We start from the raw sequence: 23,771 nt of genomic DNA on the forward strand, positions 1-23,771 counted from the left end.
CGTCTCATCCTGAGCGGCCGGAAGTGCCCCCCACTTTGGAAAATAATTCATGCGAATTCTGATAGTTGAAGATGAGAAGACCCTGGCAGGCCAGCTGGCCGAACAGCTGCGTCTGTCCGGTTTCGTCACCGATCTCTGCCACGATGGCAACGAGGCCGGCTTCCTCGGCGAGACCGAACCCTATGACGCCATCATTCTGGATCTGGGCCTGCCGGGCCGCGACGGCCTGAGCGTGCTGAAGGAGTGGCGCAGCAAGGGGATAGACACCCCGGTGCTGGTGCTGACCGCCCGTGGCCAGCTGCACGAGAAGATCGAGGGGCTGAACGCTGGCGCCGACGACTATCTCACCAAACCCTTCCAGGTCGCCGAACTGGTAGCCCGTGTCCATGCCCTGGTGCGCCGTGCGGCGGGCAATGCCAGCTCGATCCTCGAGATTGGCGGGGTGCGGCTCGACATGGCGGCCTCCCAGGTGTGGTACGAGGGCACCCCCATCAAGCTCACCGCCCACGAGTTCCGGGTGCTGGGTTACCTGATGCAGCACAGGGGCAAGGTGGTGTCGCGCAGCGAGCTGATCGACCACATCTACGCCCAGGATTTCGATCGGGACTCCAATACCGTGGAGGTGTTCATCGGCCGGATCCGCAAGAAGACCCACCCAGATCTGATCGAGACGGTGCGCGGGCTAGGGTACAGGATCAACGAATGACCTTGGTGTTGAGCGGTTCCGGTAGGCATGGTGCGTGGCGGGTGAGCCCATGAGGCTGGTGCGCACCCTGCGTGGCCGGCTGGTGGTCATCGCCCTGGTCTGGTGCGGGCTCTTCCTGTTCGCCACCGGCTTCAGCCTGCAGACCATGATGCGCAACTACTGGCAGGAGGCGGAGGCGGATGGCCTGCGCCTGCAGCTCTATGATCTGCTCTCCCGCCTCGAGATCCAGCCCAATGGGCTGCCCGTGGTCACCGAGCCCATGGCCGATCCCCGCTATCGCCAGCCCTACTCCGGCTACTACTGGCAGCTGGAGCTGGGCAGCGACGTGGTCAGCCGTTCCCGCTCCCTGTGGGATGCCCACCTCAGCGCCCATGGCCTGAAGTCGGCCTTTGGCGATCCGGATCTGTTCGTCGGCAAGGGGCCCAACAAGGAGCCGCTGCTGATCATGACCCGCACCGTGCTGCTGCCGGGCTCGGATCGGGTGTTCACCCTGGTGATGGCCAAGGACAGCAGCGTCCTGACCCAGACCCTGAAGAAGACCCGCATCAGCCTGTTCCTGGGGCTGGGCTTCGCCGCCGCCGGGCTGGTGCTGGGCTTCATGTTCCAGATCGTCTACGGCCTGCGGCCGCTGCACCTGCTGCGCCGTGAGCTGGGGCGGGTGCATCAGGGCCATCAGGAAGGGTTCCGGCTGCGCTATCCGCTGGAGATCCAGCCGCTGGTGGAGGACATCAACCGGCTGCTGCACCACTACAGTGAACTGCTGCAGCGGGCCCGCTCCCACACCGGCAACCTGGCCCACGCGCTCAAGACGCCCCTCAGCATCATGCGCAACCAGGTGGCCCAGTTGCCGCCTGAGGACAGGGCCGCCATCGACGAGCAGCTCGACCAGATCCAGCGCCACATCGATTATCACCTCGGCAAGGCCAGGGTGACCGGGGCCGCCAAGATCCTGGGGGTCTCGACCCCGGTGCGGGCCAGGGTCGAGTACATCTGCCGCGCCTTCTCCCGCCTCTATCCGGGCAAGGAGGTGGATCTGCAGGTGCCGGCCAACCTGGCGGTCGGGGTGGAGGAGCAGGATTTCGACGAGATGGTGGGCAACCTGCTGGAGAACGCCTTCAAGTGGTCCAGCAGCCAGCTGCGCATCTCCAGCGCCGAGCTGGGGGGCTGGATCACCCTGCGCATCGAGGACGACGGTCCCGGCATGAGCGAGGATCAGATCGCCAAGGCGGTGCTGCGCGGTGTGCGGCTCGACGAGAAGGTGCCGGGCTCAGGGCTCGGGCTCAACATAGTGTCAGATCTGGCCGAAGCCTATCGCGGCAGTTTCATCATGGGACGAGCCGAGCTGGGCGGCCTGGCCGCCTCTCTGTCGCTGCCCAAGGTGGCCAGGGTGGAGAGCTAGCAACGCCGTCTCATCATGGGACGGACGACATAATAGTGGTCTGGTGCCCTTCCGTCGCGGCCCCAGGTGGCCAGGGTGGAGAGCTAGCAACGCCGTCTCGTCATGGGACGGCCGGCATGATGGTGGTCTGGTGTTCTTCCCGTCTCTGCCCGAGCTGGCAAGGGGCGAGCGCTAGGCTTAAGATATGGCTCTTGTTTTAAGGTGTAGGAAGGGTAGCAATGACTGACGATCCGTGGGCACTCTGTCATCTCGATGATTCGTTCGATGCCTCTGTGCTGGGCACCAAGGGGGCCCAGCTCCAGTGGTTTGAGGATCGGGAATCCCTGATCGAATTCTTGCTGGAAGACTTCGTCGAGTTGCTGGCCGATGCCGGCGAGCTGGATGAGGATCAGACCGCGAGCGCCCGTGAGCGCTTCACCCTGCTGGTGGAGCAGTGCGGCGATGATCGCGGCCTGATGGATGCCATCAACGATCTCGCCTCCGGCCTGCGCCGCATCGCCTGGCTGGGGCCGCTCTCCGAGCTGGCCGAGGTCAGCGACGACTTTGCCAGCGGGCTGCGCGCCTTCTTCTGGACCCAGTATGACGGCGACGAGGATGACCCCGAGGCCTGGATACAGGAAGATCTCTGGCCCCAGCTGGTCGAATGTGCGGAAGAGTACATGGTAGAGGGAGACTTCTGAGTCATTCCATCCCCCTCTGGCCACCTCAGAGTGGAATGAGCGGAATAGTACAGGATGGAAGGGGCGGCTGAATCGTCCTGAGACAAACAATAAAAAACGGCGCCTCGAGGGCGCCGTTTTGGTTGGCCGACCGCCGACTCAGGCGTTGGCGGGGACCTCATGGGCGGTGTTGGGCAGCTCGGGCCCGCTGTACTTCTCGATCTGCAGCTGGGCCATGTGGCCGCAGTTGCCTTGCGCCAGGCTGGAGGAGCCTTCATCGAAGGTCAGGCAGTTGACGTTGCCGTTCTTGCAGATGGCGCCGACCTCGCCCGGCTTGGCCGGATCGAACCAGGCCCCCTCGCAGATCCGCACCACCCCCTGGCGAATGTCCTTCGACACCAGGGCGCCCACCAGGATCTGGCCGCGCTCGTTGAAGGCGCGCACCAGATCCCCATCCTGGATGCCACGGGCCTTGGCATCGTCCGGGTGGATCAGGATGGCCTCCCGATCGGCGATGGCGAACTTGTCCCGCAGCGGGGTGTTGTCCAGCTGGGAGTGCAGTCGCTGGGTCGGGTGCGAGGTGTTCAGGGACAGCGGATAGCGGCTGGCCTGTTCGCCCTGGGCCCACTCCTTGGGCTCATACCACTTGGGATGGCCGACACAATCGGCATAGCTCATGCCGGCGATGGCATTGGAGAAGATCTCTATCTTGCCGGACGGGGTGCCGAGCGGGTTGAGCAGCGGGTTGTCGCGAAAATCGGCGTGACGGATCCACTGGCGGTTCGCCTCCGGGATGGGGAAGCGGATGTAGTTGTTGGACTCCCAGAACATGTTGAACGGCGGCAGTGCCACCTTGGCACCGCGAGCCTGGGCGGCCATGCCGTCGTACATCTGCTTGAGCCACAGGGTCTCGTCCTTGCCCTCGGTATAGGCCTCCTGCAGGCCGAGCTTGGCGGCGACGGCGCTGAAGATGTCGAAGTCGTTGCGCGACTCGTGCTGGGGCGGCACGCACTGGTGCATGGGGAAGACGTAACGCTGGGAGTAGTCACCCCCCATCTCGAGATCGTTGCGCTCGTAGCTGGTGGTCACCGGCAGCACTATGTCGGCGTGCTTGGCGGTGGCGGTCCAGTAGGGCTCGTGCACTATCACCGTCTGCGGCTTGCGCCAGGCCTGCAGCAGGTTGTTGGTGTCCTGATGGTGGTGGAAGGGGTTGCCGCCCGCCACGTAGACCAGTTTGACATCCGGGTAGGTCAGCTTGCGGCCGTTGAAGTCGATGGTCTTGCCGGGGTTGGCCAGGCAGTCGGCGATGCGCGCCACCGGGATGGGCGCCGGACTGTTCTGCGGCGCCGTCCCGGCCGAGATGCCTGCCAGAATGCCGCCCTTGGCGGTGGGGCTGCCGCCGGATGAGTAGTGATAGCTGAAGCCATAGCCGCCCCCCGGCAGGCCGATCTGGCCCAGCATGGCGGCCAGGGTGACCAGCATCCAGTTCGGCTGCTCGCCGTGATGCTGACGCTGCATGCCCCAGCCCGCCATGATCATGGTGCGCTTGGAGGCCATGTCGAGGGCCAGCTGGCGGATCACCTTGGCCTCGACCCCGCAGACGGTGGCAGCCCAGTCGGCGCTCTTCGGCTGACCGTCGTCCTTGCCGAGCAGGTAGTCGAGGAACTTTTCGAAGCCGACGGTGTAGCGCTCGAGGAAGGCCTGATCGTGCTTCTTCTCGCTATAGAGGGTATGAGCAACCCCCAGCATCATGGCCACGTCGGTGTAGGCGTTCGGCGCAATCCACTCGGCGTTGGCCAGCTTGGCGGTCTCGTTGTAGACGGGATCTATGCTGATGATGCGGGTGCCCTTCTCCTTCAGCGCCTTGAAACCGGCCTGACCCTCGTGATCCGGCATGTTCCAGCTGTTCTTCAGGGTCACCTGGGCGTTGACCCCCCACAGCACCACCAGTTCCGCATGCTCCACCACGTTCGGCCAGGCGGTCTGCTGTTCATACACCTCGATGGAGCCCATCACGTGGGACATGATCACCTGAGCCGCGCCGGTGGAGTAGTCGCCGGCATAGCCGGTGAAGCCACCGGCCAGGTTCATCAGCCGATGCAGCAGGGTGCGGCTGTTGTGGAACATGCCGACACTCTTCCAGCCGTAGGAGCCGGCGTGGATGGCCTGGGGGCCGAACTCGCCCTGCACCCGCTTGATCTCGCCGGCGACCAGCGCTATGGCCTGGTCCCAGCTCACCCGCACCCACTCGTCGGCGCCGCGCAGCTCGGGCTTGGCACCAGGGCCATGCTCCAGCCAGCTCTTGCGCACCATGGGGTACTTGATGCGGTTCTTGGCATGGACCTGGAACGGCGCCATGTCGATGAGATCGTTCGGTGCCGGATCGTCGGCCACCGGCTGCACGCGGATCATGCGGCCATCGGCGACTATGGCTTCGAAGGCACCCCAGTGGGCGCCGGTCAGTATGCCCTTCTGGGCCGGTACCAAGGTCGGGAACTGTTCAAGCGCCGTGCTGATGGCTTGCGCCAGGGCGTGCTTGGGGAACAGGCCGGCGAGCAGCGGCAGGGCGGCGCAGGCCCCCAGTCCCTTGAGCAGGCTGCGGCGGGACAGATTGGTCTGTTGGTCATTGAAAAAAGTCATATCGAATTCCTCTGTTCCAGCCTTAGTGTGCCGCGCTCATGTCACTGGCGTGTTTTTGCACGTATTGGGTCAGCATGCGGGCCTGCTCTGGGGTAAGAGAGGTGCGTGATTCCATGCCCTTGATGACGCCGATCCACTGGTTGGCGTTGAAGTGATCCAGCGCGGTCAGGCCGTGGCAGCCGGTGCAGTTGTTGGACATCAGGGTGGAGGCGTATTGCCACAGCTTGCCCTGATCGCCGATGAGCTGGCGCTGATCCACCCAGGCGGTCAGCTTGACCTGATGCCAGGTGAGGTTGGTGGCGCTGTCGGTCTCGCTCTTGCCGGTGACCAGCGCCTGCTTGGCGGCGTCGCCGACCAGCACGCTCAGGATGCGCTTGCCGGGGGCGGCGTAGAACACCTCGCTCACGCCGTCCTGTTGCCAGCCTTCGATCCGTACCTGGGCGCGACCGTTGTCGTTGGCCAGGATCTCGACTTGCGTCGATGGCATCAGGGTGCCCTCGTCCGTGGTCGCCTTGGCATCGAGGAACAGCGGCGTGGTAGCGATGGCGTAGCGAGTGGTGACAGTCGCCGGGGTCTGGGCGGCGGCCGCCGCCAGTTCACTGGCGCCGGCGGCGGCCAGGCCACTCATGTCCGGCATGATGTGGGCGACCCCGCGGTGACAGTCGATGCAGGTCTGGCCCTCCTTGATGGCCACCGGGTGCTCGGCGCGGGCGTTGGGACGCTGGGCCAGGATGTCCATGGCGGCGTAGCTGTGGCAGCTGCGGCAGGTGGCGGAGTCATTGGCCTTGAGCTGATCCCAGACGGTCTGGGCCATGCGCAGCTTGTGCTCCTCATACTTCTGGGGGCTATCCAGGGTACCGAGGGCCTCGTGGTAGATATCCTTCACGGCGCGGATCTTGGTCCACAGATAGGAGCCGGGGTCATTGGGGATGTGGCAGTCGGCGCACTCGGCCCGGATCCCCTTCACGTTCTGGAAGTGCACGCTGCCCTGATATTCGGCCAGCGGTGTCTGCATGGAGTGGCAGGAGACACAGAACTCGGTGGAGCTGGTCTTGTGCAGCACAGTGACGGTGACTCCCAGCGCCGCGACGCCCAGCAGGGCCCCGAGCAGCAGGAGCCAGAACCAGGTCTTTCTCAACATTTTTCCAAGCATGGCGGCAGTTCCCTACGATCAAATATTACCAATATAGTAGTAGTCTTGGCGGATGAGGGGTTGACCTCGGTTATGGTTTTTATTCTTTAAATTGGATTTTTTTCGTTTTAAATTCCATTTAAATTTTCATGTATGAATTTAAATCAAATTCTAGTTGTTAACCTTGTTAGTTTAGCCTTATTTGACACCCTTTAAATCATCAAATCCGCACGAGTCATGCTGGAAACGGCTCTGACTCGACGTTTTGCTCCCCGGTATGACAGCCGGGCTCTGAATGGACAGGTGTTGGGCTTTGCGAAAGGCTCGATATATACTGTTTGCATATACAGTGATCAGGTTTGTCAGTCATGCGACTCTTTATTGCCGAGAAGCCCAGCCTGGGCCGCGCCATCGCCGATGCCCTGCCCAAGCCCCACAAGAAGGGGGAGGGCTTTATCGAGACCGCCGAGGGCGACGTGGTGACCTGGTGCATCGGCCACCTGCTGGAGCAGGCCGAGCCCGATGCCTATGACGCCGCCTACAAGCAGTGGCGCATGGAGCAGCTCCCCATCATTCCCGGCCAGTGGCAGCTGGTGGCCAAGCCCAAGACCAGGACCCAGCTCACCGTCATCAAGCGGCTGATCAAGCAGGCCGACTGCGTGGTGAATGCCGGCGATCCGGACCGGGAGGGGCAGTTGCTGGTGGACGAGGTGATCGATTTTCTCGGCTATCCCAAGAGCAAGCCGGTGCAGCGCTGCCTCATCAGCGACCTGAATCCGCCGGCGGTGCGCAGGGCCCTCGACAAGCTGCGGGACAACAAGGAGTTCGTGCCGCTGGCGGTCTCGGCGCTGGCCCGCAGCCGCGCCGACTGGCTCTATGGCATCAACATGACCCGGGCCTACACCCTGCTCGGGCGCAAGGGGGGCTGTAGCGAGCTGCTGTCGGTCGGCCGGGTGCAGACCCCGCTGCTGGGGCTGGTGGTGCGGCGGGATCTGGAGATAGACGCCTTCGTGCCCAAGCCCTTCTTCGAGGTGCTGGCCCATGTGGTGACCCAGGGCAACGAGCGGTTCAACGCGAAGTGGCTGCCGTCCGAGGCCTGCGCTCCCTGGCAGGATGAGGAGGGACGGGTGCTCAACCGGGCCTTGGCCGCCAAGGTGGTGGAGCGGATCAAAGGCCAGCCTGCCCAGGTGGAGGAGGTCGAGGAGCAGGCCCGCAAGCAGACGGCGCCGCTACCCTACAACCTCTCCAGCCTGCAGATCGATGCCGCCAAGCGCTTCGGCATGGATGCCAAGCGGGTGCTGGATATCTGCCAGGCACTCTACGAGCGCCACAAGCTCATCACCTACCCCAGATCCGACAGCCGGCACCTGCCGAGCGATCACTTCAGCCGAGCCCCCCAGGTGCGCGACGCCATAGCCGCGACCGCGCCGGCTCTGGCCAAGGCGGTGAGCGAGGCGGATGGCAAGATCCGCAGCAAGGCTTGGAACGACAGCAAGGTCGATGCCCACCACGCCATCATTCCCACCGAGAAGCGTGGCAACGAAGGCAGTCTCTCCGCAGAGGAGAGCAAGATCTATGGCCTGATCGCCCGCCAGTATCTGCTGCAGTTCTACCCGCCGTTCGAATACAACGACAGCAAGGTGTTGCTGCGCATCGCCGGTGGTCTGTTCCAGGCCAAGGCCAGGCGCATCCTCAAGGCTGGCTGGAAGGCGCTGCTGGGGGTGGAAGAGGACGATGAAGAGGAGGCGGGGAGCCTGCCCGCCCTACGCCAGGGTGAGCAGTTGCAGTGTGAACGGGGCGAGTTGCTGGAGAAGATGACCCAGGCCCCCAAGTCGTTCACCGACGCCACCCTGCTGGCCGCCATGACCGGCATCGCCCGCCATGTGCAGGATCCCGAGATCCGCAAGACCCTGCGCGAGACCGATGGCCTCGGCACCGAGGCGACCCGGGCCGGCATCATAGATCTGCTGTTCAAGCGACGCTTCCTGGTGCGCCAGGGCAAGAGCATCAAGGCCACCCCCACCGGACGGGCGCTGATCCTGGCGCTGCCCGCCAGCGCTACCACCCCGGATATGACGGCGCTGTGGGAGCAGCACCTCGGCCAGATCGCCGAACGTCACGCCAGCTACCAGCAGTTCATGGGGCCGCTTGCCGAGCAGCTGCATGGACTGATCGAGGGGGCGAGGCAGGACTCCGGCGCCAGATTCAGCGCCCTGCCCAAGGCGGCCGCGGGCGCCGACAAACGCCGCTTCAGTCGCAAGAGCAGCGCCGGCGGCGGCCCCCGCAAGAGCGCGGCCAAGCGTCCGGCCAGGGGCAAGGCGGCCTGAGCCGAGGGTGCACCGGAAAAAAGAAAGGGGCCCTGGGCCCCTTTCTCGCATCCATGGAGGATCAGCCCGTATAGACCCCCTCTTCCGGGTAGCGGATCCGGGTCTCGCTCGGTCTGGCCAGCATGAGGGCCAGTGTGAGGGGCCCCAGACGGCCGCAGATCATCACCAGCACCAGAATGAGTTTGCCAGGCTCACTCAGGGAGGCGGTGATACCGGTGGAGAGGCCGACGGTAGCAAAGGCCGAAATGGTCTCGAACATGATCTTGTCGAAGGGTTGTGACTCGGTGATCATCAGCAGGAACATCGCCAGCATCAGCACCATGGTGCTGACGATGATGATGGCCAGCGAGCGGGTCACTATCTGGGGTGACAGGGTGCGGCCAAACGCGGTGACATGGGGCCGCTTGGTCAGAAACGCCTTGGTCGCCAGCAACACCACCGCAAAGGTGGTTACCTTGATGCCGCCCCCGGTGGAGGTGGCGCCGGCGCCGATGAACATCAGCATCATCAGGAACAGCAGGGCCGCAGGGGTCATCAAGCCGATATTGATGGTGTTGAAACCCGCGGTACGGGCGCTGGCAGACTGGAAGAAAGCCGCCAACAGCTGGCCGCCAATGCCGGCGTTGCCGAAGGTGCCTGGGTTGTTGTGCTCAAGCAGCCAGAACATCAGGGTCCCGGCCAGCAACAGCGACGGGGTCATCAGCAGCATCAGCTTGCTGTGTAACTTCAGCTTGCGCCAGCGCCGGTTGCGCACCAGATCGACGATGACGGTGAAACCAATCCCACCGAGGATCAGCAGACCGGCGATGGTCAGGCTGATGATGGGGTCATCTCTATAGTCGATGAGGTTGTTGGCAAACAGCGAGAAGCCGGCGTTGTTGAAGGCGGACACCGCATGGAAGAAGCTGACATAGAGGCCGTGGACCCAGCCCATCTCCGGTACCCAGCGGATGGCCATGAGGCCGGTGCCGATCAACTGCGCGATGAAGGCGAACAGCACTATGCGCTTCACCAGCTGGATGATGTTGACCGAGCCCTCCTGACCCAGTGCCTCCTTGGCCAGCACCTGCTGGCGCAGGCCGACCCGCTTGCTGAACATGGCGATCAGCAGCAGGGTCATGGTCATCTGGCCCAGGCCGCCGATCTCCATCAGCATCAGCAGGAAGATCTGCCCCTGCAGGGTGAAGACGGTACCGGTATCCACCACCCCGAGGCCGGTCACGCTGATGGCCGAGGTGGCGGTGAACAGGGCGTTGACGAAGGTGACCTCGCCATTGTGGCTGGAGGGCTGGACCAGGAACAGGGTGCCAATCAACAGGATGACGAGGAAACTGCCGAGGATCAGCCTGGCTTCGCTCCAGCGGGAATCGGCATCCCGATGCAGGGCAAAGGCATAGCTGCTGCGCCAGTTGATCATAGGGTGTCGAGCCAGTGATCGATGGCATGCTTGTTACCGGCCAGGATCAGGATGTCGCCCAGCTGCAGCTCCATCTTGCCGGTCAGTACGTTGTGCAGCACCTGGCCGCGCTTGATGGCCAGCAACTGCAGTTCGGTCTGCTGCAACAGGTGCAGGTCGGCCAGGGTGCGGCCATTTTGCGCCAGGCCGATGACAAACTCGGTCAGCACCATGTCGTGTCCCAGCTCCAGGTAGTCGAACAGGCGGTTGTCCAGCATGCTCTGGGCGACCCGGCGCCCCATGTCCCACTCAGGGTTGATTACCTTGTCGGCGCCCACCTTCTGCAGGATCTTGGCGTGAAACTTGTCGCGGGCCTTGACCCAGACCTTCTTTACCCCCGCCTCCTTCAGCACTAGCGTGGTGAGAATGCTGGTCTCCAGGTTGTCACCTATGGCGACGAAGACGATGTCGAAGTTGGCCAGGCCAAGCTCGGCGACGGTGGCCTCATCGGTCGCATCGGCGACGATGACATGATTGCACAGGGTGGCAATCTGACGGGTTTTGGCCTCGTCGATGTCGATCGCCAGTACCTCGGCATCCTGCCGTTGCAACTCTTCGCACAGGGCGCTGCCGAACAGGCCGAGGCCTATGACGGCAAATTGGTTGTTCATTTATGCTTCCTCAGAGGGCTGAAGGAGTTACTCTACCCCAGCAGATTGAGTCCGAAAAGTGCCTGGATTTTTCGTCCCGCGGGATCTGGGGTAAACTGCCCGCTTGCTCTTGTCGGGACACGCAGATGAAACTCACCCCCCACGCCCCCTTGTTGACCCTCAACACCCTGGCCCTCGATGCCCATTGCCTCTGGCTGGCAGAGGTGACCCGGCTCGATGACCTCAGATCCCTGATGGCCAACCCCGAACTGATCGCCCTGCCGCGCCTGGTGCTGGGGGGAGGGAGCAACATCCTGTTCTGCAACGACTTCGCCGGTCTGGTGGTACTCAACCGCCTGCAGGGCATCGAGTTGCAGGATGAGGGCGACCACTGGCTGCTGCACGTGGCGGCGGGGGAGGAGTGGCACCAGCTGGTTCGCCATGCCCTGCAGCAGGGCTGGCATGGGCTGGAGAATCTGGCGTTGATCCCGGGCACTGTCGGAGCCGCCCCAGTGCAGAACATCGGCGCCTACGGCGTCGAGCTGGCCGACTTCTGCGCCTATGTGGAGGCATTCAACTGGCAAACGGGCGAGGTGGAGCGCATTCAGGCTGCCGACTGCCAGTTCGGCTATCGCGACAGCATCTTCAAGCACGCTTGCCAGGACTCCCACTTCATCACCGCCGTCGGTCTGCGCCTGCCCAAGGCCTGGCAGCCGGTGCTGGGCTATGGTCCGCTCGCCGCGCTCGGTGAGCATCCCAAGGCGCAGGCCATCTTCGACACCGTCTGCGCCACCCGCATGGCCAAGCTGCCGGATCCGGCCGTGCTCGGCAATGCCGGCAGCTTCTTCAAGAACCCCTTGGTCAGCCTGGCGCAGGCCGAGCGGCTCAAGCTGCAGCATCCGCAACTGCCTGTCTATCCCGCCGGGGAGGGGCAGGCCAAGCTGGCGGCGGGCTGGCTCATCGATCAGTGCGGCCTCAAGGGCTTCGCCATCGGCCGCGCCGCCGTGCACCAGCAGCAGGCGCTGGTGCTGGTGAACCTCGGTGGGGCCAGCGCCATGGAGCTCATCGCTCTGGCGGCTCATGTGCGAGACAGTGTAGAGCAGCGCTTCGGCGTGTTGCTGGAGCACGAGGTACGCTTCATGGGACTCACCGGTGAGACCAGGCTCGACGAGGTGCTGGCATGAGCCTCACCCCCATCAGACAGACCCTGATCAACCTGCTCAGCGACGGCCAGTTCCATTCCGGCGAGCAGCTCGGCGAGCAGCTCGGCATCAGCCGGGCGGCGGTGAGCAAGCACATGGCCGCCCTCAAGGATCTCGGGCTGGATCTGTTCAGCCTGACCGGCAAGGGCTATCGGCTGGCGGTGCCCATGGCACTGTACGATCAGCCGCAGCTGCAGGCCCTGGCACCCATGGCGCCGGTGCACTGCTTCTCGGTGATCGACTCCACCAACCAGCATCTGCTGGAGCGGGTGAGCCGGCTTCAGTCCGGCGAGAGCTGCCTGGCAGAGTGCCAGACTGCCGGTCGTGGCCGTCGTGGCAAGCCCTGGGTCTCTCCCTTCGGCTGCCAGCTGATCCTGAGCATGTACTGGCGCCTCGAGCAGGGCATGGCCGCAGCCATGGGATTGAGTCTGGCGGTCGGGGTGGCCGTGGTGGAGGCGTTGGAGTCGCTCGGTTATCCGGGCGTCGAGCTGAAGTGGCCGAACGACCTCTACTATCAGGGCCGCAAGTTGGCGGGCATCCTGGTGGAGATGAGCGGCAGCGCCGGCGCCAGCTGCCATCTGGTGATCGGCATCGGCCTCAACCTGGCGATGCCGGCGCGGCAGGGGGAGAAGATCGATCAGGCCTGGTCCGAGCTGCGCCACGTCCAGCCCGAACTGGTGGATCGCAACCAGCTGGCGGCCTGCGTGCTCCTGCACCTGCAACGGGCCATGCAGACCTTCGAGCAGAGCGGCCTGGCCAGCTTCGTCGAGAGCTGGAACCGGCTCGACTACTTTGCCGGCCGGCCGGTGCGGCTGCTGATGGGGGAGCAGGAAATCCGTGGCATCGCCCGCGGCATCGACGATCGTGGCGCGCTGCGGCTGGAGACGGACGAGGGGATCAAATACTACCTGGGGGGCGAGATCTCCCTGCGGCGCGGGGACTGAGTCAGGGACTGGGCCTGGCCGTTGACCACAATAGCAAAGGGGGCCCGAGGGCCCCCTTTGCATGTCCGCCGTTGGCGCCTGCCATCACTTGCGCAGCTTGATTTGCTCGATGGCGTGCTCGTGACCCTTGGTCAGGATCAGGTTGGCCCGTTCTCGGGTCGGCAGGATGTTCTCTTTCAAATTCAGATAGTTGATATCTTGCCATATGTTGCTGGCAATCTCGGTGGCTTCACTCTCCGCCAGCTTGGCGTAGTGATGGAAGTAGGAGTCCGGATCCGAGAAGGCGCCGCTGCGGAACTTGAGGAAACGATCTATGTACCAGGTGCGCAGCAGCTCGGCATCGGCATCCACATAGATGGAGAAGTCGACAAAATCTGACACGAAGACCCGGTGGGGTTCCTGCGGGTAATCCATGCCGCTCTGCAGCACGTTCAGCCCCTCCAGGATCAGGATGTCCGGTTGCTCCACCACCTTCTTCTCATCCGGCAGGATGTCGTAGATGAGGTGGGAGTAAACGGGGGCCTCGACCTTCTCGTGGCCGGCGCGAATATTGGCGACAAACTCCACCAGGTGACGGATGTCGTAGGACTCCGGGAAGCCCTTGCGGCGCATCAGCCCGCGCTCCTCCAGCTCCTTGTTGGGATACAGGAAGCCATCCGTGGTGACCAGCTCGACGCGTGGATGCTCGGGCCAGCGTTCCAGCAGCGCCTGCATGATGCGGGCCGTGGTGCTCTTGCCCCCCGCCACGCTGCCGGCGATGCTGATGATGTAGGTGCCCTTGCCACGGGACTGGCCGAGGAACTGCTCCAGCACCCGACTGCGGCGCTGCTTGGCCTTGACGTAGAGATTGAGCAGGCGGGAGAGGGGTAGATAGATCTCTTCTACCTCGCGCAATGACACCTTCTCGTTGATCCCGCGCAGGGTATGCAGGTCGGTTTCGGTCAGGGTCAGGGGGACTGCATCGCGCAATAACGCCCATTGTTCGCGGGTGAATTGCAAATAGGGGTTATGCTCTGTCGTCATGATGTCATCACTGTTTCTTGGGCAGGGCGACCATACACCAAGGGATCGGGAGCGACAAGTGACGCATCCGGTTCGGACGGGGAAGGAGGCTTTTTTTGCATGGATCCCTGCAATAATGCACTTTTTGCAGGGTGCAATGGTTGCATCCCCAAAATCCTTACAATAAAATGCGCGACGCTTAGATGTCTGTCGTCTATTTGCCCGGCAAAAGCGACAAAACAACGGGTGCAAGCAGAATTACCGTTGTGGCATTGAGGTACCGGAGGGGTTCCCGAGCGGCCAAAGGGATCAGACTGTAAATCTGACGGCTCTGCCTTCGAAGGTTCGAATCCTTCTCCCTCCACCATATTTCTCTGCGGTTTGAGTTCTTTGGGTTAGAGAAATGCGGGCATCGTATAATGGCTATTACCTCAGCCTTCCAAGCTGATGATGCGGGTTCGATTCCCGCTGCCCGCTCCAAGATGCTGATATGGCTCAGGTGATACTGAGAGCCACACCCTAGGGTGTGTTCGGCAATCGAACCTGCCTGCCAGCACCAGCCTCTCTATTCCCACCAGATTCAAATCCATCATATAAACTGTTCTGTGGTTAGCTTGCCACCGCGTACTCAGCGTTAGTTTAGAGGGACGATCATGTCTAAAGAAAAATTTGAGCGTAATAAACCGCACGTTAACGTGGGTACCATCGGCCACGTTGACCACGGTAAAACCACCCTGACCGCCGCCATCACCAACGTGCTGGCCAAGCACTTCGGTGGTAAAGCTTTCGCCTTCGACCAGATCGACAAGGCGCCGGAAGAGCGTGAGCGTGGTATCACCATCAACACCTCCCACGTAGAATACGACACCGCTGCCCGTCACTACGCCCACGTAGATTGCCCGGGTCACGCCGACTACGTTAAAAACATGATCACCGGTGCTGCCCAGATGGACGGCGCGATCCTGGTAGTAGCTGCGACTGACGGCCCGATGCCGCAGACTCGTGAGCACATCCTGCTGGGTCGTCAGGTTGGTATCCCGTACATGATCGTGTTCATGAACAAGTGCGACATGGTCGACGACGAAGAGCTGCTTGAGCTGGTCGAGATGGAAGTTCGCGAACTGCTGACCGAATACGACTTCCCGGGTGATGACCTGCCGGTAGTCCGTGGTTCCGCGCTGAAAGCGCTGGAAGGCGACGCTGCTTGGGAAGAGAAAATCATCGAGCTGGCTAACCACCTGGATACCTATATCCCGGAGCCGGAGCGTGCAATCGACCTGCCGTTCCTGATGCCTATCGAAGACGTCTTCTCCATCGCTGGCCGTGGTACCGTAGTAACCGGTCGTGTTGAGCGCGGTATCGTTAAAGTCGGTGAGACCGTCGAAATCGTCGGTATCAAAGATACCGTGACCACCACCTGTACCGGTGTAGAAATGTTCCGCAAGCTGCTGGACGAAGGTCGTGCCGGTGAGAACGTTGGCGCCCTGCTGCGTGGCGTGAAGCGTGAAGACGTAGAGCGTGGTCAGGTACTGGCCAAGCCGGGCTCCATCAAGCCGCACACCAAGTTCGAATCTGAAGTGTACGTACTGTCCAAAGAAGAAGGTGGTCGTCATACCCCGTTCTTCAAGGGCTACCGTCCTCAGTTCTACTTCCGTACTACCGACGTGACCGGTACCATCGAACTGCCGGAAGGCGTTGAAATGGTAATGCCAGGCGACAACATCAAAATGGTTGTTACCCTGATCGCACCGATCGCGATGGACGACGGCCTGCGTTTCGCCATCCGTGAAGGTGGCCGTACCGTAGGTGCTGGTGTTGTAGCCAGCGTAATCGCGTAATCTTGGCTTACATAAATAAAGCGAAGCCCCTATAATAGGGGCTTTCTTATGCAGGGGCGTAGTTCGAATTGGTAGAACAGCGGTCTCCAAAACCGATGGTTGCGGGTTCGAGTCCTGCCGCCCCTGCCATATACCTCGTCTCGTACGGGGCTTTTGTGTCTTTGGTTACGTCAGATACAGGTGGGTTGTATGAGTGTTAGTTCTGAGGGACAGGGCGGAAACAAGGATACCCTGCTTTGGGGTCTGGTTTTCATCATCCTGGCGGCCGCTGTAGTGGGTAATTACCTGCTGCACGATGTTGTCGCAGCCGTCCGCGCCCTGGGTGTGGTCGTTGTCATCGCCGCTGCTGGTGCAGTGGCCCTGCAAACCACCAAAGGTAAGGCAACACTGGCATTTGCTCGTGAGTCGCGCCTGGAAGTCCGCAAGGTCGTATGGCCGACCCGTCAGGAAGCCATTCAGACAACCCTGATTGTGCTGGCGGTGACCGCCGTGATGGGGCTTTTGCTGTTCCTTCTGGACGGTGCCTTGGTCTGGTTGGTCAATTTGATTACCGGTGTGTAAGGATAAGCCATGACTGAACAACGTGAACAACGTATGAGATGGTATGTCGTGCAGGCATTTTCCGGCTATGAAGGTCGGGTTGCCAAATCCCTGCGTGAACATATCAAGATGCATGGCATGGAAGAGATGTTTGGCGAAGTGCTGGTCCCGACCGAAGAAGTGGTCGAGATGCGTGCTGGCCAGAAGCGCAAGAGTGAGCGCAAATTTTTCCCGGGTTATGTCCTGGTGCAGATGCTGATGGATGAAACCACCTGGCACCTGGTGCGTAACGTACCGCGCGTGATGGGTTTCATCGGCGGTACTTCCGATCGCCCTGCTCCTATCTCCGATAAGGAAGCGGATGCCATCCTCAATCGTCTGCAAGACGCCCATGACAAGCCGCGGCCGAAAACCCTGTTTGAACCGGGTGAGATGGTGCGGGTTGCCGATGGTCCGTTTGCCGACTTCAACGGTACCGTTGAAGAGGTGGACTACGAGAAGAGTCGCGTGAAGGTCTCGGTACTGATCTTTGGTCGCTCAACGCCGGTAGAACTGGATTTTGGTCAGGTCGAAAAAGGCTGATTAAAGTCTGTACGTTTAACGGTTGTCAGGGGCAGCGAATATCTCTATAATTCGCTGCCCCTTTATTTGTTGGGGAGCCGTTTGCAGGAGTATGTCTCCGAGGCGCTAGAACCCATTTTTGAGGTATTTTCGTAATGGCTAAGAAAGTCACAGCTTATATCAAGCTGCAAGTTAAGGCTGGCAGTGCTAACCCCAGCCCTCCCGTTGGTCCTGCGCTGGGTCAGCACGGTGTCAACATCATGGAATTCTGTAAGGCGTTCAACGCTCGTACAGAGAAGCTGGAAAAAGGCTCACCGACTCCGGTCGTGATCACCGTTTACAGCGACCGTTCCTTCACCTTCGAAACCAAGACTCCGCCTGCTTCCTTCCTGCTGAAGAAAGCCGCTGGTATCCAGTCTGGTTCCGCCAAGCCGAACAAAGACAAAGTTGGTAAGGTGACTGTTGCTCAGCTGCAAGAAATCGCCAAGACCAAAGAGCCGGACATGACTGGTGCCGATCTGGATGCAAAAGTACGTTGCATCGCAGGCTCCGCTCGTTCCATGGGCCTGGTAGTGGAGGATTAAGACAATGGCAAAACTTTCCAAGCGTATGCGCGTTATTCGCGAAAAAGTTGACGGTACCAAAGAGTACTCCATCAACGAAGCCATTGCCCTGCTGAAAGAACTGGCTACCGCCAAGTTCGTTGAAAGCGTTGACGTTGCCGTTAACCTGGGTATCGATGCTCGTAAATCCGACCAGAACGTACGTGGTGCTACTGTACTGCCGCACGGTACCGGTCGTGACATCCGTGTCGCCGTATTCACCCAGGGTGCCAACGCCGAAGCCGCCAAGGCTGCCGGTGCTGAACTGGTTGGTATGGATGACTTGGCCGAGCTGGTCAAGAAAGGCGAGATGAACTTCGACGTCGTGATCGCATCCCCGGATGCCATGCGCGTTGTTGGTCAACTGGGTCAGATCCTGGGCCCGCGTGGCCTGATGCCTAACCCGAAAGTGGGTACCGTGACTCCGAACGTTGCTGAAGCTGTGAAGAATGCTAAAGCCGGTCAGGTTCGTTACCGCAATGACAAGAATGGTATCATCCATACCACTCTGGGTAAGGTTTCTTTCGACGAAGTTCAGCTGAAAGAAAACTTGGAAGCTCTGCTGGTTGCTCTGAAAAAGGGCAAACCCTCTTCCGCCAAAGGTATCTTCATCAAGAAAGTCAGCATCTCCACCACCATGGGTGCCGGTGTTGCCGTAGACCAAGCTTCTCTGGAAGCTCAGGGCTAATTGATGGATTTTACAAGGCGCAAAATTTAATCTATAATTTTGCGCCTTGATTGGTTGGGGGTTTCGACCTCCGTCCAAGACCGCAGGTGGCCGCATGGCCTTAATCCTTCCTGCGTAGACGGTGCCGGACACCCAGCGAGAAAGTTTTCTTTCTCTTCTGGAATCCTGCTACCGCATCGTTCCCCTCTGTTGTGAAGGTAGGGGGGATGTGTCAGTACTGAGTCATGAGACTCAGATTCAATCCAGGAGTTAAGCCAATGGCATTGGGACTCGAAGACAAAAAGGCAATTGTTGCTGAAGTCAACGAAGCTGCCAAAGGCGCTCTGTCTGCAGTTGTAGCCGATTCTCGCGGTGTGACTGTTGACAAGATGACCGTCCTGCGTAAATCCGCTCGTGAAGCCGGTGTGTACATGCGCGTTGTGCGTAACACCCTGCTGCGTCGCGCGGTAGAGGGCACCGAATTCGGTTGCCTGAACGACGTATTGACTGGTCCTACCTTGATTGCTTTCTCTAACGAACACCCGGGCGCTGCCGCTCGTCTGTTCAAAGAGTTTGCCAAAGCGAACCAAAAGTTCGAAATCAAGGCTGGCGCTTTTAACGGTGAGTTTATCGCCGCAGCACAAATTGATCGTCTGGCCACGCTGCCGACCTACGACGAAGCGATTTCGAAGTTGATGGCTACCATGAAGGAAGCCTCTGCTGGCAAGCTGGTTCGTACTATCGCTGCTGTTCGCGACCAGAAACAAGCTGCTGCTTGATTCTCGCCTATTTAGGCTGTTTGAGTTTATTCAACATCAGGAATTTTTGTCATGTCTATCACTAAAGACCAAATCATCGAAGCCGTTGCTTCCATGTCCGTAATGGAAGTTGTTGAGCTGATCGAAGCAATGGAAGAGAAGTTCGGTGTTTCTGCCGCTGTTGCTGTAGCTGCCGGTCCGGCCGCTGAAGCAGTAGAAGAGAAGACCGAGTTCGACGTAGTTCTGACTGCTGCTGGCGCCAACAAAGTTGCCGTCATCAAGGCCGTTCGTGCTGCCACCGGTCTGGGCCTGAAAGAAGCCAAGGACCTGGTAGAAGCTGCACCGACCAACCTGAAAGAAGCCATCTCCAAAGATGAAGCTGAAGCTTTGAAGAAGCAGCTTGAAGAAGCTGGTGCTTCTGTTGAGATCAAATAATCTGCATTTATGTAGATTAGCCTGATAAAACAGGCTAGGGCTGGTGAATATTTGTTCACCAGCCTTTTTGCGCTGTAGACTGAGAGCATTTCACACCGTTTACGACTCTCGGTGCACCAGCAATCCGGACCGTATCATCGTCCGGGCCAACACAAAACGGTGTTGAGACAGAGCTGTCCTGCGGGACAGAGTGGGTCACTTATCAGCGAGCTGAGGAACCCTATGGTTTACTCTTATACCGAAAAAAAACGCATTCGTAAGGACTTCGGTAAGCGAGACCAGGTACTGGACACGCCTTATTTGTTGTCCATTCAGCTGGACTCCTTCAAGCAGTTCATCGAGGCTGACCCGGAAGGTGAATACGGCCTAGAGGCCGCTTTCCGTAGCGTTTTCCCGATCACCAGTTACTCCGGTAGTGCTGAGCTTCAGTATGTCAGCTATCGCCTGGGTGAGCCGGTATTTGACGTAAAAGAATGCCAGATCCGTGGAGTGACCTACTCCGCGCCGCTGCGTGTCAAGCTTCGTATGGTTCTGTACGACCGTGAAGCAGCTGCCGGCACCGTCAAAGACATCAAGGAACAAGAAGTTTACATGGGCGAAATTCCGCTCATGACCGAAAACGGCACCTTTGTTATCAATGGTACCGAGCGGGTCATCGTCTCCCAGCTGCACCGCAGCCCGGGCGTCTTCTTCGACCATGATAAAGGCAAAACACATTCATCCGGTAAGGTACTGTATAACGCCCGCGTTATCCCCTACCGTGGCTCCTGGCTGGACTTCGAGTTCGATGCAAAAGACAACCTGTTTGTCCGTATCGACCGTCGTCGTAAATTGCCGGCATCCATTATTCTGCGCGCCCTGGACTTCGGTTCCGAACAGATTCTGGCCACCTTCTTCGAGACCATAGGTTTCGAGGTTAAAGATGGCAAGTTGATGATGGACCTGGTGCCCGAGCGCCTGCGTGGTGAGACTGCGACCTTCGACATCATCGCCAATGGCGCCGTGGTGGTTGAAACCGGTCGTCGGGTAACCGCGCGCCACATCCGTCAGTTGGAAAAAGACGCCATCACCCAGATTGAGGTGCCGGTGGAGTATGTTGTTGGCAAAGTTGCAGCCAAGAACTACGCACATCCGCAGACTGGCGAAGTGGTCGTGACTGCCAACCAGGCGCTGAGCCTGGAAGCGGTTGCCAACCTGTCCCAAGCCGGCTTCAAGCACTTCGAGGTTCTGTTCACCAACGAACTGGATCACGGTGCTTACATGTCCGAGACCCTGCGCATCGACTCCAGCTCCACCCGTTTGGAAGCACTGGTCGAGATCTACCGCATGATGCGTCCGGGCGAGCCGCCCACCCGCGAAGCGGCTGAGCAGCTGTTCGAGAACCTGTTCTTCTCTTCCGAGCGTTATGACCTGTCTACCGTGGGTCGGATGAAGTTCAACCGCCGTCTGGGTCGTGAAGACGAGACCGGCGTAGGTGTGCTGACCAAAGACGACATCGTCGAGGTCATGAAGCGCCTGATCGACATCCGTAACGGCAATGACGAGGTGGACGATATCGACCACCTGGGTAACCGTCGTATCCGTTCTGTCGGTGAAATGGCCGAGAACCAGTTCCGTGTCGGTCTGGTGCGTGTCGAGCGTGCGGTCAAGGAGCGTCTCTCCCTGGGCGACCTGGACACCCTGATGCCGCAGGATCTGATCAACGCCAAGCCGATCTCCGCCGCGGTCAAAGAGTTCTTCGGTTCCAGCCAGCTGTCCCAGTTCATGGACCAGAACAACCCGCTGTCCGAAGTGACCCACAAGCGTCGTATTTCCGCGCTGGGCCCGGGTGGTCTGACCCGTGAGCGTGCCGGCTTCGAAGTTCGAGATGTACACCCGACTCACTACGGTCGTCTGTGCCCTATCGAAACTCCGGAAGGTCCGAACATCGGTCTGATCAACTCGCTGTCCGTGTATTCCCGCACCAACGAGTACGGTTTCCTCGAGACCCCGTACCGCAAGGTCATCGACGGTGTGATCACCGACGAAGTGGATTACCTGTCTGCAATCGAAGAAGGCAAGTACGTGATCGCTCAGGCTAACGCCGCGACCTCCGAAGATGGCCGTCTGAAAGATGAGTTGATCCCGTGCCGCCATAAGGGTGAATCCACCTTTATGAACGCCGACCAGATCCAGTACATGGACGTGAGCCCGCAACAGATCGTCTCTGTGGCTGCTGCTCTGATCCCGTTCCTGGAACACGATGATGCTAACCGAGCCCTGATGGGTTCGAACATGCAACGTCAAGCCGTACCGACTCTGCGTGCCGACAAGCCGCTGGTAGGTACCGGTATGGAGCGCGCCGTGGCCGTCGACTCCGGGGTAACCGTAGTGGCCAAGCGTGGCGGCATGATCGACTACGTCGATGCCTCCCGTATCGTTATCAAGGTCAATGAAGATGAGCTGCTGCCAGGCGAAGCCGGCATCGACATCTACAGCCTGACCAAATACACCCGTTCCAACCAGAACACCTGTATCAACCAGCGTCCTTGCGTGATGTTGGGTGAGCCGGTGATGGCGGGCGATGTGGTCGCTGACGGTCCGTCTACCGATCTGGGCGAACTGGCGCTGGGCCAAAACCTGCGCGTCGCGTTCATGCCGTGGAACGGTTACAACTTCGAAGATTCGATCTTGGTAAACGAGCGCGTGGTACAGGAAGATCGCCTGACCACCATCCATATCCAGGAACTGGCCTGTATCTCCCGTGACACCAAGCTGGGTCCGGAAGAGATCACTGCCGACATCCCGAACGTGGGTGAAGCCGCTCTGTCCAAGCTGGACGAGTCCGGTATCGTCTACGTGGGTGCCGAAGTGAAGGGCGGCGACATTCTGGTTGGTAAGGTAACACCCAAGGGTGAAACCCAGCTGACGCCGGAAGAGAAGCTGCTGCGCGCCATCTTCGGTGAGAAGGCCTCCGATGTGAAGGACTCCTCCCTGCGTGTGCCGAACGGTGTGTACGGTACCGTGGTTGACGTGCAAGTCTTTACCCGCGATGGCGTGGAAAAAGACAAGCGCGCCAAAGAAATCGAAGAGATGCAGCTGAAGGAAGCGAAGAAGGACTTGACCGAAGAGTTCAAGATCCTGGAAGACGGCATCTTCGGCCGCTCCCGCAACCTGCTGCTGGCCGCCGGTTACAGCGAAGATCGTCTGAACAAGCTGGATCGTTCCAAGTGGTTTGAGTTGGCCATCGAAGATGAAGCCAAACAGATCGAACTGGAGCAGATCGGCGAGCAGCACATCGAGCTGAAAGCCGACTTCGACAAGAAGTTCGAGAACAAGCGTCGCAAGATTATCCAGGGTGATGATCTGGCGCCGGGCGTACTGAAAATCGTCAAGGTTTACCTGGCAGTCAAGCGTCGCATCCAACCGGGTGACAAGATGGCGGGCCGTCACGGTAACAAGGGTGTTATCTCCAAGATCTGCCCGGTCGAGGATATGCCCCATGACGAGTTCGGCCGTCCGGTCGACATCGTACTGAACCCCCTGGGTGTACCGTCCCGTATGAACATCGGTCAGATCCTCGAAGTGCATCTGGGCCTCGCGGCCAAGGGCATCGGCGAGAAGATCGACCGCATGATCAAAGATCAGCGCGAGCTGCACGAGATGCGTGAATTCCTGCAACAGGTCTATGACCTGGGCGAGAAAGACACCCAGCAAGTGAACATCGCCGAGCTGTCTGACGACGACGTACGTACCCTTGCGGGTAACCTGCGTAAGGGTCTGCCAGTTGCTACACCTGTCTTTGATGGTGCCAAAGAGCACGAAATCAAGGCCCTGCTGAAGCTGGCCGATCTGCCGGAATCCGGTCAGATCTCCTTGTTCGACGGTCGTACCGGTAACACTTTCGAGCGTAAGGTCACCGTGGGTTACATGTACATGCTCAAGCTGAACCACTTGGTAGACGACAAGATGCATGCGCGTTCTACCGGCTCCTACAGCCTGGTTACCCAGCAGCCGCTGGGTGGTAAGGCACAGTTTGGTGGCCAGCGGTTCGGTGAGATGGAAGTGTGGGCCCTGGAGGCTTACGGTGCGGCATATACCCTGCAGGAAATGCTGACCGTCAAGTCTGACGATGTGAATGGCCGTACCAAGATGTACAAGAACATCGTGGATGGCGACCACCGTATGGAGCCGGGCATGCCCGAATCCTTCAACGTATTGCTGAAGGAAATTCGCTCTCTGGGTATCAACATCGAGCTGGACGAAGAGTAAGAGCTCGCTCTTATTGTTCGAGAATTGACGTGGGCGCCCCGCTGCTTTGGCAGTTGGGGCGC

General features: G+C 60.1%; 19 protein-coding genes and 3 tRNA genes. 17 read left to right on the top strand and 5 right to left on the bottom strand.

Annotated elements, in window-relative coordinates; genetic code table 11:
• Positions 1–49 precede the first annotated feature (49 nt).
• The 3 genes from EL255_RS01105 to EL255_RS01115 all read left to right on the top strand — a co-directional run bounded on the left by EL255_RS01105 (position 50) and on the right by EL255_RS01115 (position 2,785).
• Entirely contained in the window at positions 50–706 is a 657-nt protein-coding gene (locus EL255_RS01105) for an AHA_4052 family stress response regulator transcription factor (RefSeq protein ID WP_042025200.1), read from the top strand.
• 49 nt (positions 707–755) lie between these two features.
• Positions 756–2,105: a sensor histidine kinase gene (locus EL255_RS01110; protein WP_042654470.1), complete on the top strand. Its 1,350-nt coding sequence runs from the start codon at positions 756–758 to the stop codon at positions 2,103–2,105.
• 218 nt (positions 2,106–2,323) lie between these two features.
• Entirely contained in the window at positions 2,324–2,785 is a 462-nt protein-coding gene (locus EL255_RS01115) for a hypothetical protein (protein ID WP_042654338.1), read from the top strand.
• 138 nt (positions 2,786–2,923) lie between these two features.
• On the opposite strand, the gene torA is transcribed toward EL255_RS01115, so the two are convergent.
• Together torA and EL255_RS01125 are read right to left on the bottom strand one after the other, a co-directional pair.
• Complete coding sequence (gene torA / locus EL255_RS01120; protein WP_042654337.1) at positions 2,924–5,404, bottom strand: trimethylamine-N-oxide reductase TorA; 2,481 nt, start codon at positions 5,402–5,404, stop codon at positions 2,924–2,926.
• Positions 5,405–5,426: 22 nt separating this feature from the next.
• Positions 5,427–6,557, bottom strand: coding sequence for a NapC/NirT family cytochrome c (locus EL255_RS01125; RefSeq protein WP_042654336.1), 1,131 nt, complete (start codon positions 6,555–6,557; stop codon positions 5,427–5,429).
• A gap of 347 nt (positions 6,558–6,904) precedes the next feature.
• Between EL255_RS01125 and EL255_RS01130 the strand changes: the two genes are divergently transcribed.
• The gene (locus EL255_RS01130) at positions 6,905–8,863 is read left to right on the top strand and encodes a DNA topoisomerase III (RefSeq protein ID WP_042654335.1); all 1,959 of its coding nucleotides are present in this window, start codon (positions 6,905–6,907) and stop codon (positions 8,861–8,863) included.
• A 61-nt stretch (positions 8,864–8,924) separates the two neighbouring features.
• On the opposite strand, the gene EL255_RS01135 is transcribed toward EL255_RS01130, so the two are convergent.
• Together EL255_RS01135 and EL255_RS01140 are read right to left on the bottom strand one after the other, a co-directional pair.
• Positions 8,925–10,280, bottom strand: coding sequence for a TrkH family potassium uptake protein (locus EL255_RS01135; protein ID WP_042654334.1), 1,356 nt, complete (start codon positions 10,278–10,280; stop codon positions 8,925–8,927).
• Complete coding sequence (locus EL255_RS01140) at positions 10,277–10,930, bottom strand: potassium channel family protein (RefSeq protein WP_042654333.1); 654 nt, start codon at positions 10,928–10,930, stop codon at positions 10,277–10,279. Before EL255_RS01140 ends, EL255_RS01135 begins: the two co-directional genes overlap by 4 nt.
• A gap of 125 nt (positions 10,931–11,055) precedes the next feature.
• On the opposite strand from EL255_RS01140, the gene murB reads away from it, so the two are divergent.
• Together murB and birA are read left to right on the top strand one after the other, a co-directional pair.
• Complete coding sequence (gene murB / locus EL255_RS01145) at positions 11,056–12,093, top strand: UDP-N-acetylmuramate dehydrogenase (protein ID WP_042654332.1); 1,038 nt, start codon at positions 11,056–11,058, stop codon at positions 12,091–12,093.
• Positions 12,090–13,055, top strand: coding sequence for a bifunctional biotin--[acetyl-CoA-carboxylase] ligase/biotin operon repressor BirA (gene birA, locus EL255_RS01150; RefSeq protein WP_042654331.1), 966 nt, complete (start codon positions 12,090–12,092; stop codon positions 13,053–13,055). The genes murB and birA overlap by 4 nt, the downstream gene beginning before the upstream one ends.
• Positions 13,056–13,139: 84 nt before the next feature.
• Here the strand turns inward: birA and coaA are convergent, their stop codons facing one another.
• Positions 13,140–14,078, bottom strand: a complete 939-nt coding sequence (gene coaA / locus EL255_RS01155; protein ID WP_042654330.1) for a type I pantothenate kinase — start codon at positions 14,076–14,078, stop codon at positions 13,140–13,142.
• Between the two features lie 261 nt (positions 14,079–14,339).
• Here coaA and EL255_RS01160 point away from each other — a divergent pair.
• The 11 genes from EL255_RS01160 (at position 14,340) to rpoB (ending at position 23,709) form a co-directional block, all read left to right on the top strand.
• Positions 14,340–14,424: transfer RNA gene (locus EL255_RS01160), tRNA-Tyr, on the top strand.
• Positions 14,425–14,462: 38 nt separating this feature from the next.
• Positions 14,463–14,537, top strand: a tRNA-Gly gene (locus EL255_RS01165).
• Positions 14,538–14,710: 173 nt separating this feature from the next.
• Complete coding sequence (gene tuf / locus EL255_RS01170; protein WP_126623228.1) at positions 14,711–15,895, top strand: elongation factor Tu; 1,185 nt, start codon at positions 14,711–14,713, stop codon at positions 15,893–15,895.
• A 52-nt stretch (positions 15,896–15,947) separates the two neighbouring features.
• A tRNA-Trp gene (locus EL255_RS01175) sits at positions 15,948–16,024 on the top strand.
• A 60-nt stretch (positions 16,025–16,084) separates the two neighbouring features.
• Positions 16,085–16,456, top strand: coding sequence for a preprotein translocase subunit SecE (gene secE, locus EL255_RS01180; RefSeq protein WP_042654543.1), 372 nt, complete (start codon positions 16,085–16,087; stop codon positions 16,454–16,456).
• A gap of 9 nt (positions 16,457–16,465) precedes the next feature.
• Positions 16,466–17,017, top strand: a complete 552-nt coding sequence (gene nusG / locus EL255_RS01185; protein WP_033130103.1) for a transcription termination/antitermination protein NusG — start codon at positions 16,466–16,468, stop codon at positions 17,015–17,017.
• 134 nt (positions 17,018–17,151) lie between these two features.
• Complete coding sequence (gene rplK, locus EL255_RS01190; protein WP_016352267.1) at positions 17,152–17,580, top strand: 50S ribosomal protein L11; 429 nt, start codon at positions 17,152–17,154, stop codon at positions 17,578–17,580.
• A gap of 4 nt (positions 17,581–17,584) precedes the next feature.
• On the top strand, positions 17,585–18,286 hold the full coding sequence (gene rplA, locus EL255_RS01195; RefSeq protein WP_042654544.1) for a 50S ribosomal protein L1: 702 nt from the start codon (positions 17,585–17,587) through the stop codon (positions 18,284–18,286).
• Between the two features lie 257 nt (positions 18,287–18,543).
• Positions 18,544–19,044, top strand: a complete 501-nt coding sequence (rplJ, locus tag EL255_RS01200) for a 50S ribosomal protein L10 (protein ID WP_042654545.1) — start codon at positions 18,544–18,546, stop codon at positions 19,042–19,044.
• Between the two features lie 51 nt (positions 19,045–19,095).
• A complete protein-coding gene (gene rplL / locus EL255_RS01205; RefSeq protein WP_042019315.1) occupies positions 19,096–19,458 on the top strand; it encodes a 50S ribosomal protein L7/L12 in 363 nt (120 codons plus the stop codon).
• Positions 19,459–19,680: 222 nt separating this feature from the next.
• Positions 19,681–23,709: a DNA-directed RNA polymerase subunit beta gene (rpoB, locus tag EL255_RS01210; protein WP_042654546.1), complete on the top strand. Its 4,029-nt coding sequence runs from the start codon at positions 19,681–19,683 to the stop codon at positions 23,707–23,709.
• The last annotated feature ends 62 nt before the right edge of the window (positions 23,710–23,771 follow it).

The organism is Aeromonas encheleia (genome assembly GCF_900637545.1).
GTDB classification, from domain to species: domain Bacteria; phylum Pseudomonadota; class Gammaproteobacteria; order Enterobacterales; family Aeromonadaceae; genus Aeromonas; species Aeromonas encheleia.

Coding starts and splice junctions, on each gene's coding strand:
- rpoB (WP_042654546.1), top strand. CDS start 19,681: ATGGTTTACTCTTATACCGAAAAAAAACGCATTCGTAAGGACTTCGGT.
- rplL (WP_042019315.1), top strand. CDS start 19,096: ATGTCTATCACTAAAGACCAAATCATCGAAGCCGTTGCTTCCATGTCC.
- birA (WP_042654331.1), top strand. CDS start 12,090: ATGAGCCTCACCCCCATCAGACAGACCCTGATCAACCTGCTCAGCGAC.
- murB (WP_042654332.1), top strand. CDS start 11,056: ATGAAACTCACCCCCCACGCCCCCTTGTTGACCCTCAACACCCTGGCC.
- coaA (WP_042654330.1), bottom strand. CDS start 14,078: ATGACGACAGAGCATAACCCCTATTTGCAATTCACCCGCGAACAATGG.
- rplJ (WP_042654545.1), top strand. CDS start 18,544: ATGGCATTGGGACTCGAAGACAAAAAGGCAATTGTTGCTGAAGTCAAC.
- EL255_RS01105 (WP_042025200.1), top strand. CDS start 50: ATGCGAATTCTGATAGTTGAAGATGAGAAGACCCTGGCAGGCCAGCTG.
- rplA (WP_042654544.1), top strand. CDS start 17,585: ATGGCAAAACTTTCCAAGCGTATGCGCGTTATTCGCGAAAAAGTTGAC.
- EL255_RS01135 (WP_042654334.1), bottom strand. CDS start 10,280: ATGATCAACTGGCGCAGCAGCTATGCCTTTGCCCTGCATCGGGATGCC.
- EL255_RS01110 (WP_042654470.1), top strand. CDS start 756: ATGAGGCTGGTGCGCACCCTGCGTGGCCGGCTGGTGGTCATCGCCCTG.
- EL255_RS01140 (WP_042654333.1), bottom strand. CDS start 10,930: ATGAACAACCAATTTGCCGTCATAGGCCTCGGCCTGTTCGGCAGCGCC.
- EL255_RS01115 (WP_042654338.1), top strand. CDS start 2,324: ATGACTGACGATCCGTGGGCACTCTGTCATCTCGATGATTCGTTCGAT.
- rplK (WP_016352267.1), top strand. CDS start 17,152: ATGGCTAAGAAAGTCACAGCTTATATCAAGCTGCAAGTTAAGGCTGGC.
- EL255_RS01125 (WP_042654336.1), bottom strand. CDS start 6,557: ATGCTTGGAAAAATGTTGAGAAAGACCTGGTTCTGGCTCCTGCTGCTC.
- nusG (WP_033130103.1), top strand. CDS start 16,466: ATGACTGAACAACGTGAACAACGTATGAGATGGTATGTCGTGCAGGCA.
- tuf (WP_126623228.1), top strand. CDS start 14,711: ATGTCTAAAGAAAAATTTGAGCGTAATAAACCGCACGTTAACGTGGGT.
- EL255_RS01130 (WP_042654335.1), top strand. CDS start 6,905: ATGCGACTCTTTATTGCCGAGAAGCCCAGCCTGGGCCGCGCCATCGCC.
- torA (WP_042654337.1), bottom strand. CDS start 5,404: ATGACTTTTTTCAATGACCAACAGACCAATCTGTCCCGCCGCAGCCTG.
- secE (WP_042654543.1), top strand. CDS start 16,085: ATGAGTGTTAGTTCTGAGGGACAGGGCGGAAACAAGGATACCCTGCTT.